General features: G+C 49.3%; 8 protein-coding genes. All 8 read left to right on the forward strand.

From position 1 onward, the window contains the following. Window positions 1–9 precede the first annotated feature (9 nt). The 8 genes from rpoC (at window position 10) to DWZ16_RS15565 (ending at window position 11,129) form a co-directional block, all read left to right on the forward strand. Window positions 10–3,660: a DNA-directed RNA polymerase subunit beta' gene (gene rpoC, locus DWZ16_RS11800; protein ID WP_118522912.1), complete on the forward strand. Its 3,651-nt coding sequence runs from the start codon at window positions 10–12 to the stop codon at window positions 3,658–3,660. Between the two features lie 360 nt (window positions 3,661–4,020). After that, on the forward strand, window positions 4,021–5,118 hold the full coding sequence (locus DWZ16_RS11805) for an N-acetylmuramoyl-L-alanine amidase (RefSeq protein WP_107000675.1): 1,098 nt from the start codon (window positions 4,021–4,023) through the stop codon (window positions 5,116–5,118). 21 nt (window positions 5,119–5,139) lie between these two features. Continuing rightward, complete coding sequence (locus tag DWZ16_RS11810; RefSeq protein ID WP_022358471.1) at window positions 5,140–5,556, forward strand: DUF5684 domain-containing protein; 417 nt, start codon at window positions 5,140–5,142, stop codon at window positions 5,554–5,556. A gap of 392 nt (window positions 5,557–5,948) precedes the next feature. Further along, on the forward strand, window positions 5,949–6,368 hold the full coding sequence (gene rpsL, locus DWZ16_RS11815; protein WP_022358472.1) for a 30S ribosomal protein S12: 420 nt from the start codon (window positions 5,949–5,951) through the stop codon (window positions 6,366–6,368). Between the two features lie 305 nt (window positions 6,369–6,673). After that, complete coding sequence (gene rpsG / locus DWZ16_RS11820; protein ID WP_022358473.1) at window positions 6,674–7,144, forward strand: 30S ribosomal protein S7; 471 nt, start codon at window positions 6,674–6,676, stop codon at window positions 7,142–7,144. A 15-nt stretch (window positions 7,145–7,159) separates the two neighbouring features. Then, entirely contained in the window at window positions 7,160–9,280 is a 2,121-nt protein-coding gene (gene fusA, locus DWZ16_RS11825) for an elongation factor G (protein WP_118471396.1), read from the forward strand. 155 nt (window positions 9,281–9,435) lie between these two features. Further along, window positions 9,436–10,629 (forward strand): elongation factor Tu, encoded by a 1,194-nt coding sequence (tuf, locus tag DWZ16_RS11830; RefSeq protein WP_107000672.1) that lies wholly within the window; start codon window positions 9,436–9,438, stop codon window positions 10,627–10,629. 332 nt (window positions 10,630–10,961) lie between these two features. Continuing rightward, complete coding sequence (locus DWZ16_RS15565) at window positions 10,962–11,129, forward strand: hypothetical protein (protein ID WP_182427360.1); 168 nt, start codon at window positions 10,962–10,964, stop codon at window positions 11,127–11,129. The last annotated feature ends 31 nt before the right edge of the window (window positions 11,130–11,160 follow it).

Genomic DNA, 11,160 nt, shown 5'->3' on the forward strand with positions numbered 1-11,160 from the left:
GTACCGCTCATGCCAGAGACAAATGAAACATATCAACCATTGACATTTGACGCAATCAAGATCGGTTTGGCATCCCCTGAAAAGATTCTGGAGTGGTCTCACGGCGAGGTTAAAAAGCCGGAGACCATCAACTACAGAACATTAAAGCCGGAGAAAGACGGCCTGTTCTGTGAGAGAATCTTTGGACCGAGCAAGGACTGGGAGTGCCACTGTGGTAAATATAAAAAAATCAGATATAAAGGTGTTATCTGTGACCGCTGCGGCGTTGAGGTTACAAAAGCCAGCGTCCGCCGTGAGCGCATGGGTCATATCGAGCTTGCAGCTCCGGTTTCCCACATCTGGTATTTCAAGGGAATTCCGAGCCGCATGGGTCTGATTCTGGACATTTCTCCGAGAACTCTGGAGAAGGTTCTGTACTTCGCTTCCTATATCGTGCTGGATCCGGGACAGACCGGACTGCAGATGAAGCAGGTTCTGTCTGAGAAGGAGTACCGTGACGAGATCGAGAAATACGGTTACGGTTCTTTCCGTGTCGGCATGGGTGCCGAGGCGATTCAGGAGCTTTTAAAGGCGATCGACCTGGAGAAGGATTCTGAGGATCTGAGAAACCAGTTACAGGATGCAACCGGACAGAAGCGTGCCCGCATCATCAAGCGTCTGGAAGTCGTAGAGGCATTCAGAAATTCCGGCAACAAACCGGAGTGGATGATCATGACCGTTGTCCCGGTTATCCCGCCGGATATCCGTCCGATGGTACAGCTGGATGGCGGACGTTTCGCAACTTCCGACTTAAACGATCTGTATCGTCGTATTATCAACCGTAACAACCGTCTTGCAAGACTTCTGGAGCTCGGCGCACCGGATATCATCGTGCGCAACGAGAAACGTATGCTTCAGGAGGCAGTTGACGCATTAATTGATAATGGCCGCCGCGGCCGTCCGGTTACCGGTCCTGGCAACCGTGCCCTCAAGTCCCTTTCTGATATGTTAAAGGGTAAACAGGGACGTTTCCGTCAGAACCTTCTGGGTAAACGAGTTGACTATTCCGGACGTTCTGTTATTGTTGTAGGACCGGAACTTAAGATTTATCAGTGTGGTCTTCCGAAAGAAATGGCGATCGAGCTGTTTAAGCCTTTCGTTATGAAAGAGCTGGTTTCTAACGGAACCGCTCATAACATTAAAAATGCAAAGAAGATGGTAGAGCGCCTTCAGCCGGAGGTTTGGGACGTTCTCGAGGATGTAATCAAAGAGCATCCGGTTATGTTAAACCGTGCTCCTACACTGCATCGTCTGGGTATCCAGGCATTCGAGCCGATTCTGGTAGAAGGTAAGGCAATCAAGCTGCATCCGCTTGTGTGTACCGCATTCAACGCCGATTTCGATGGTGACCAGATGGCGGTACATCTTCCGCTTTCCGTGGAAGCACAGGCAGAGTGCCGTTTCCTGCTGCTTTCCCCGAACAACCTGTTAAAACCGTCCGATGGTGGTCCGGTAGCCGTTCCTTCTCAGGATATGGTACTTGGTATCTACTATCTGACCCAGGAGCGTCCGGGCGCCAAGGGCGAGGGTATGGCATTCAAGAGCATCAACGAGGCGATTCTTGCATACGAGAACAAGGTTGTTACCCTGCATTCCCGTGTCAAAGTAAGAGTAACCCGCACGATGCCGGATGGCACAACGAAGACAGGTGTGATCGAGTCTACTGTAGGTCGTTTCATCTTTAACGAGATCATCCCGCAGGATCTGGGCTTCGTAGATCGTTCCCAGCCGGAGAATGAGCTGAAACTGGAAGTTGACTTCCACGTAGGCAAGAAGCAGTTAAAGCAGATTCTGGAGAAGGTTATCAATGTTCATGGTGCAACCCAGACAGCGATTACCCTGGATGACATCAAGGCGATTGGCTACAAGTTCTCTACACGTGCAGCCATGACCGTATCGATTTCCGATATGACCGTACCGGCAAGCAAGCCGAAGCTGATTGCTGATGCGCAGGCAACGGTTGACCATATCGCAAAGAACTTCCGCCGTGGTCTTATCACAGAGGAAGAGCGTTACAAAGAAGTTATCGAGACCTGGAAGGCAACCGATGATCAGCTGACTCATGACCTGCTGACAGGACTTGACAAATATAACAACATCTTCATGATGGCTGACTCCGGTGCGCGAGGATCGGATAAGCAGATCAAACAGCTTGCTGGTATGCGAGGACTGATGGCAGATACGACCGGTCATACGATTGAACTTCCTATCAAGTCCAACTTCCGTGAGGGTCTGGACGTACTGGAGTACTTCATCTCCGCACACGGAGCTCGAAAAGGTATGTCCGATACGGCTCTGCGTACTGCCGACTCTGGTTACCTGACCAGACGTCTGGTAGACGTATCCCAGGATCTGATCGTCCGCGAGGAGGACTGCTGCTGGGATAAGCCGGAGATTCCGTATATGGAGATCAAGGCATTCATGGATGGTCAGGAGACCATCGAGACATTGCAGGAGCGTATCACAGGACGTTTCATCGCTGAGACAATCACAGACCCGGATACAGGTGAAGTGGTGATTGAGAAGAACCATATGTGTACACCGAAGCGTGCAGCGGCTGTTATGGCAGCATTGAAGAAACAGGGCAGAGATTCCATCAAGATCCGTACCGTTCTGACCTGTAAATCCCATATCGGTGTGTGTGCGAAGTGCTACGGTGCCAACATGGCAACCGGTCAGCCGGTTCAGGTCGGTGAGGCAGTCGGCATCATCGCGGCACAGTCCATCGGTGAGCCTGGTACACAGCTGACCATGCGTACGTTCCACTCGGGCGGCGTTGCCGGTGGCGATATCACACAGGGTCTTCCGCGTGTCGAGGAGCTTTTCGAGGCACGTAAGCCGAAGGGACTTGCTATCATCGCTGAGTTCGGCGGTGTAGCAACCATCAAAGATACCAAGAAGAAACGTGAGATCATTATCACAGATAATGAGACGGGCAATTCCAAGACATACCTGATTCCTTACGGCTCCCGTATCAAGATTCAGGACGGCGCGGTTCTGGAGGCTGGTGACGAGCTGACCGAAGGTAGCGTGAACCCGCACGATATTCTGAAGATCAAGGGCGTCCGCGCCGTACAGGATTACATGATCCAGGAAGTACAGCGTGTATACCGTTTACAGGGTGTAGAAATCAACGATAAGCATATTGAGATGATCGTACACCAGATGTTAAAGAAGATTAAGATTGAGGAAAGTGGAGATTCCGACGTACTGCCGGGCGTATCCATGGATGTACTCGATTTCAACGAGATGAACGAGGCGCTGGAAGCCGAGGGCAAAGAGCCGGCGATCGGACGTCAGGTTATGCTGGGTATCACCAAGGCATCTCTGGCAACCGACTCCTTCTTATCCGCTGCATCCTTCCAGGAGACAACCAAGGTTCTGACCGAGGCTGCCATCAACGGAAAGGTAGATAAGCTGATTGGTCTGAAGGAGAACGTTCTGATTGGTAAGCTGATTCCGGCTGGTACCGGTATGAAGCGTTACCGCTCCATCAAGCTGAACACTGATGTTGAGGAAGAGGATGATATCGATCTGGCAGAGGACGACTTCAACGAGCCGGCTGAACTGGACGAGGCAGACAAGATTGTACTCAACGAGGATGAGCTGAGTGAAGAATAATTAAAAATGAAAAACGGAATCGTTTTTTGGAGATCGCCGCAGAGATGCGGCGGTCTTTTTTTGTGCCAATGATGCGCACTCGCGCGAAGCTGTAGGTTGTCGCAAGCGACCGCGCGAGACGCCCGAATGTGCCAAGGCACATTCGTTCCTGCCATATCATAGACAGAAAACCGTAAGAAATAGAAGCGCGGGATTGGTTGAATCGAAGGGGAAAATCCGTTATACTTATAAAGGAAATGTTTAAAATCCAAAGTAATGTGATTGAATTGTATGAATTTAAAAAACAAATTTAACGATTTTAGACTTTCAAAACAGAAACAATTATTTTAAAAATAGAGACATTGGAAGGAGATTATATAGATGAAGAGACACAATTGGCTCAAAAAACACACACTGGGACTGGCGGCGGCTCTGCTGATGACAGCCGGTATGTCGCAGATCGCGCTGGCAGGTGACTCGGTGTATGTCAATACGTCTTCCCTGCGCTACCGGACATCGGCGCAGATCAAGGACAATAATATCGCGGGCAATCTGTCCTACGGTCAGAAGCTGGAGCGCGTGGGAACCAGCGGGCAGTGGACGATGATTCTTTTGAATGGAAAGAAGTATTACGTTTCATCCGCCTATGTGACAAGCAAAAAACCGGCATCTGCAGGTGCTGTCCAGACAACCAGCCAGACAGCAGCGGGAGCGCAGACATCCGGCGGCACGGCGATCGCACTTTCTTCTAATTATAAATACGCAAATTATTCAAAGATCAACAGCGGAACTGCGACCCTGTACCGCTCGACTGCTTCCAACAAGAAAAATAAAGTGGTCTGTGTCAATGCCGGACATGGAACAAACGGTGGCGGAAGCGTCAAGACCCAGTGTCATCCGGATGGAAGTGCGAAAGTAACCGGCGGCACAACCGGAGCCGGTGCTACCTCAGCAGTGGCAGTTTCCAGCGGTATGACCTTTGCAGATGGAACAGCAGAGAGCAAGGTAACACTTGCTATGGCAAAGGTGCTTAAGACAAAACTTCTGAATGCAGGCTATGATGTACTGATGATCCGTGAATCAGATGATGTACAGCTGGATAATATAGCTCGTACGGTCATTGCGAATAACAACGCGGACTGTCATATAGCCTTGCACTGGGATTCAACCAGCAGCAACAAGGGTGCCTTTTTCATGAGCGTTCCAAGCAATGCAACCTACCGTGCGATGGAGCCGGTTGCCTCTCATTGGAAGCAGCACAACCAACTGGGCGAGTCGCTGATCAGCGGCTTAAAGAGCGCGGGTGTGAAGATTTATTCTAAAGGCAGCATGGAGATGGATTTGACCCAGACTTCCTATTCAACGATTCCGAGTGTGGATATTGAGCTGGGAGATAAGGCGTCCGATCATTCGGGTGCGACGCTTGAGACTCTGGCGAACGGACTGCTGGCTGGCGTGAATATATTCTTCGGACAGTAAAAACTGAAAGGAGGAAAGCGTATGGGATTGGTGGCGTTTATTATGGCATATGCATTATTTGCGTTTATCTTTTATATTCTGCAGGTAATTGCATACTGGAAGATCTTTACAAAAGCCGGGGAAGAAGGATGGAAATCCATCATTCCGATTTACAATGGCTATGTACAGTACCGGCTGACCTGGGATGTGCAGTATTTCTGGGTGGCACTGGGACTGGCGGTCGGCGGAGGTATTTTAAATTCCTTCGGCGGAATCGTGGGAGTTATCGGTTCGCTTGCGCTTCTGGGAACAGCACTCATGAATGTGGTGGCACTCTATAAGCTGGCGTGTGCCTATGGTCACGGGATAGGATTTACTATTGGTTTATTTTTCCTGAATCCGCTTTTTATGCTGATTCTTGGTTTTGGTGATTCGGAGTACATGGGACCGCAGGAGTAGCGGAAATGAAGTTCCGGGATATTTAAGATATTTTCCAGAAAAAAAGAGTCAGATGAGACAATAGAGGGTTTTGCACTGTACCTGTCTACAGCGCAAAACCCTTGTTACTGCTCACAGGTAGGCACTTTTGGAACCGAAAGTGCCGTAAGAAAACGTGGTGGCAGCAGGAATTTGCCGTATTTAAATGCGAAGCCACGGCAAATTCCGTTACTGGGCACGTATGCGTGAACAGTAACAAACCCTTTATTTTACGGGAAAAATTTGCATTTTATACCTTGACAGTGCAACTCAAACTAGCTATAATAAGTAAGCGTGCAAAATTCAAGGAATTTCTGCGCGGAAATACAAGCTTAAAAAAGCAACCACAGACAATATCACAGGAGGTGAAAAGGATGCCTACATTTAACCAGTTAGTAAGAAAGGGAAGACAGACATCTGAAAAGAAATCAACAGCTCCGGCTCTGCAGAAGGGATACAACTCTTTACAGAAGAAAGCTATCAACGTTTCTGCACCGCAGAAGAGAGGCGTGTGTACAGCCGTTAAGACTGCAACACCTAAAAAGCCTAACTCTGCTCTTAGAAAAATCGCCAGAGTTCGTCTTTCCAACGGTATCGAAGTAACAAGCTACATCCCGGGTGAGGGACACAACTTACAGGAGCACAGCGTTGTTCTGATTCGTGGTGGTCGTGTAAAAGACTTACCAGGTACCAGATACCACATCATCAGAGGTACTCTTGATACTGCAGGCGTAGCCAACAGAAAACAGGCGCGTTCCAAATACGGCGCTAAGAGACCGAAAGACAAGAAATAATTTTAATTAGGTAGAAGTTCTATTAGATTTAGAATGAATGTGCCGGACTTTGATATTGATCCTGTAGGTTGCAGGGAATCATAGAACCGCGCACGAGACGCAGGTTGAACTTAGAGAGAACCTGCCGAGTAGGAAGAGAGGAAGCACCATGCTCAATGTCGCGCTGAAAGACGCGCTCGTTTCGCAGGTGCGCTTTCACACTAAGCTCGTGAGGAACCTCGCTAAGTGTTCAATGCGAGTACCTAAGATCTAATGAATGGCTCCCGCGGCTCCCCGCCGGAGCAGATATTAAGGAGGGAAGTAACGTGCCACGTAAAGGACATACTCAGAAAAGAGACGTATTAGCGGATCCGCTGTACAACAACAAGGTTGTTACTAAATTAATCAACAACATCATGCTGGACGGCAAAAAGGGCGTTGCTCAGAAGATCGTATACGGCGCGTTTGATCGTGTCGCTGCAGAATCCGGTAAGGAAGCTGTAGAGGTTTTCGAAGAGGCAATGAACAACATCATGCCGGTTCTGGAAGTTAAGGCAAAACGTATCGGTGGTGCTACCTATCAGGTACCGATCGAGGTTAAGCCGGAAAGAAGACAGGCTCTTGCACTTCGCTGGATCACTCTGTACTCCCGTAAGAGAGGCGAGAAGACTCAGGAAGAGAGACTGGCAAAAGAGATTCTGGATGCAGCTAACAACACTGGTGCATCTGTGAAGAAGAAAGAAGATATGCATAAGATGGCAGAGGCTAACAAGGCATTTGCTCATTACAGATTCTAATAGGAGGAAAAAGCTTTGGCTGGAAGAGAATATCCGTTAGAGAGAACCAGAAATATTGGTATTATGGCTCATATCGATGCTGGTAAGACTACCACTACTGAGCGTATTCTGTATTATACTGGTGTTAACTATAAGATCGGTGATACTCATGAAGGTACTGCTACCATGGACTGGATGGCTCAGGAGCAGGAGAGAGGTATTACCATCACTTCTGCAGCGACAACCTGTCACTGGACTTTGCAGGAAAACTGCAAACCGAAACCAGGCGCTCTGGAGCATCGTATCAACATCATCGATACCCCAGGACACGTTGACTTCACGGTTGAGGTTGAGCGTTCCCTGCGTGTACTGGACGGCGCTGTAGGTGTATTCTGTGCTAAGGGTGGTGTAGAGCCGCAGTCTGAGAACGTATGGCGTCAGGCTGATACCTACAATGTACCGCGTATGGCATTCATCAACAAGATGGATATCCTGGGTGCAAACTTCTATGGCTGTGTAGAGCAGATCAAGACCAGACTTGGTAAGAATGCTATCTGTTTACAGCTTCCGATCGGCAAGGAAGATGATTTCAAGGGAATTATCGACCTGTTCGAGATGAAAGCATACATCTACAATGATGATAAGGGTGAGGACATCAGCATCCTTGATATCCCGGAGGATATGAAGGATGACGCTGAGCTTTACCACACCGAGCTGGTAGAGAAGATCTGCGAGCTGGATGATGATCTGATGATGGCATACCTTGAGGGTGAAGAGCCGTCTGTAGATGAATTAAAGAAAGTATTAAGAAAAGCAACCTGTGAGTGTCAGGCTATCCCGGTATGCTGTGGTACCGCATACAGAAATAAGGGTATTCAGAAGCTCCTGGATGCTATCATTGAGTTCATGCCGTCTCCGCTTGACATCCCGCCGATCAAGGGTGTTGACCTGGATGGCAACGAGACTGTAAGACATTCTTCCGACGAAGAGCCGTTCTCTGCTCTTGTATTCAAGATCATGACCGACCCGTTCGTAGGTAAGCTGGCTTACTTCCGTGTGTACTCAGGTGTTATGAACTCCGGTTCATACGTACTGAATGCAACAAAGGACAAAAAAGAGCGTGTTGGACGTATCCTTCAGATGCATGCCAACAAGCGTCACGAGCTGGAAAAGGTTTACTCCGGTGATATCGCAGCAGCGATCGGATTCAAGTTCTCCACCACAGGTGATACTATCTGTGATGAGCAGCATCCGGTAATCCTGGAGTCCATGGAGTTCCCGGAGCCGGTTATCGACATCGCTATCGAGCCGAAGACCAAAGCTGGTCAGGACAAGATGGGCGAGGCTCTTGCAAAACTGGCAGAGGAGGATCCGACCTTCCGTGCTTATACAAACAAAGAGACTGGTCAGACAATCATCGCTGGTATGGGCGAGCTCCATCTGGAGATTATCGTAGACCGTCTGCTTCGTGAGTTCCACGTTGAAGCTAACGTAGGTGCTCCGCAGGTAGCTTACAAAGAGACCTTCACAAAGGCTGTAGATGTAGACAGCAAGTATGCAAAACAGTCTGGTGGTCGTGGTCAGTACGGTCACTGTAAGGTACACTTCACTCCGATGGATCCGAACGGCGAAGAGACCTTCAAGTTTGAGTCCAGCGTTGTCGGCGGTGCTATCCCGAAAGAGTACATCCCGGCTGTAGGCGAAGGTATCGAAGAGGCTGCTAAGGCAGGTATCCTCGGCGGATTCCCGGTACTCGGCGTTCACGCTGACGTATACGATGGTTCCTACCATGAGGTCGACTCTTCTGAGATGGCTTTCCATATCGCAGGTTCCATGGCATTCAAGGATGCTATGCGTAAAGGTAACCCGGTACTGCTTGAGCCGATCATGAAGGTTGAGGTAACCATGCCGGAAGAGTATATGGGTGATATCATCGGTGATATCAACTCTCGTCGTGGTCGTATCGAGGGTATGGAAGACATCGGCGGCGGCAAGCTGGTTAAGGCTTATGTTCCGCTGGCAGAGATGTTCGGTTATTCTACCGACCTTCGTTCCAGAACTCAGGGACGTGGTAACTACTCCATGTTCTTTGAGAAATATGAGCAGGTTCCGAAGAGCGTTCAGGAGAAAGTTCTTGCTGGAAAAGCTGAGAAATAATTAAAAATGTAACTATATTGCCTTTTCCGGGCAGATAGCTGCCCGGAAAAGCAATATTAGGCTTGAAAAAACGGCTCTAATCGAATATAATTAGAGTCAGCCTAACATAAATTGAGATACCCGTATTGGGTGTAAATTAAGGAGGACGTCTTAAAATGGCAAAAGCAAAGTTTGAAAGAACTAAACCGCATTGTAACATTGGTACTATCGGACACGTAGACCATGGTAAAACAACCCTGACAGCAGCTATCACAAAAGTTCTGGCTGCAAGAGTAGCTGGTAACACAGCTGAGAACTTCGAGGATATCGATAAAGCTCCGGAAGAGAGAGAGCGTGGTATTACTATCTCTACTGCACACGTTGAGTATCAGACAGAGAAGAGACATTACGCACACGTTGACTGCCCAGGACATGCTGACTACGTTAAGAACATGATCACTGGTGCTGCTCAGATGGATGGCGCTATTCTGGTTGTAGCTGCTACCGATGGTGTTATGGCTCAGACAAGAGAGCACATCCTGCTTTCCCGTCAGGTAGGCGTACCGTACATCGTAGTATTCATGAACAAGTGCGATATGGTAGACGATCCGGAACTGCTTGAGCTGGTTGAGATGGAGATCAGAGACCTGCTGAACGAGTACGAGTTCCCGGGCGATGACACACCGATCATCCAGGGTTCTGCTCTGAAGGCTCTTGAGGATCCGAACGGCGAGTGGGGCGACAAGATCATGGAGCTCATGGACGCTGTAGATTCCTACATTCCGGATCCGGTACGTGCTACAGATAAGCCGTTCCTGATGCCGATCGAGGACGTATTCACCATCACAGGTCGTGGTACTGTTGCTACCGGCCGTGTTGAGCGTGGTACTCTGAAACTGAACGATGAGGTTGAGATCGTTGGTATTCACGAGGAGACTCGTAAGACTGTTGTAACTGGTATCGAGATGTTCCGTAAGCTGCTTGATCAGGCTGAGGCTGGTGATAACATCGGTGCTCTGCTTCGTGGTGTTCAGAGAACTGACATCCAGCGTGGTCAGTGTCTGGTTAAACCGGGCTCTGTAAAATGCCATAAGAAATTTACTGCTCAGGTTTACGTTCTGACAAAAGACGAGGGTGGTCGTCATACTCCGTTCTTCAACAACTATCGTCCGCAGTTCTACTTCAGAACCACTGACGTAACAGGCGTTTGTGAGTTACCGGCTGGTACCGAGATGTGTATGCCGGGCGACAACGTAGAGATGACTGTAGAGCTGATTCATCCGGTAGCTATGGAGCAGGGTCTTCGTTTCGCTATCCGTGAGGGCGGCCGTACAGTAGGATCTGGTAGAGTTGCTACTATCATTGAGTAATCAATGAATTAAACAAAGGTGCTTCTTGTATGCGCAGCAGGCAAGAAGATGTACCGTATATATATAATATAAAGTCGCTTCCAGGAAGCGCATTGTGTCCAGACGTAAGAGATACCCCGGAACCGTAAGGGTTTCCGGGGTTTTTCTGTTGTTTCATAGGAAATTGCGTTCTATGAAACAACAAACGCTCCGCGAGGATGCGTACTCGCGCGAAGCAGAAACATGTCGCAAGCGACCGCGCGAGACGCCCGAATGTGTTAAGGCACATTCTTTTTCACAGAATTTCAGCCCTTTACGCATTGTCGGTTGCCAGAAGTCCGGCGGCACGCAGGTTGGCAAGAAGTTCATTGAAGCGTTCAACGACATCTTCAGCACTTGTTGCATCTGCGACGGGAGCAGCGGCGGTGACGATGGCGGCGGGACCGGTAGGACCCGTTGCGCCGGTAGGACCCGTTGCGCCGGTAGCTCCTGTAGCGCCGGTAGGACCCGCAGCGCGGTAGGCCGGTTGCGCCAGTCGGCCCCGCAGCGCCG

It is taken from the genome of Clostridium sp. AF29-8BH (assembly GCF_003478145.1).
GTDB lineage: Bacteria > Bacillota > Clostridia > Lachnospirales > Lachnospiraceae > Otoolea > Otoolea fessa.

Excerpts from the sequence above, each read along its gene's own strand:
- rpoC (WP_118522912.1), top strand. The coding sequence starts at position 10 with ATGCCAGAGACAAATGAAACATATCAACCATTGACATTTGACGCAATC.
- DWZ16_RS11805 (WP_107000675.1), top strand. The coding sequence starts at position 4,021 with ATGAAGAGACACAATTGGCTCAAAAAACACACACTGGGACTGGCGGCG.
- DWZ16_RS11810 (WP_022358471.1), top strand. The coding sequence starts at position 5,140 with ATGGGATTGGTGGCGTTTATTATGGCATATGCATTATTTGCGTTTATC.
- rpsL (WP_022358472.1), top strand. The coding sequence starts at position 5,949 with ATGCCTACATTTAACCAGTTAGTAAGAAAGGGAAGACAGACATCTGAA.
- tuf (WP_107000672.1), top strand. The coding sequence starts at position 9,436 with ATGGCAAAAGCAAAGTTTGAAAGAACTAAACCGCATTGTAACATTGGT.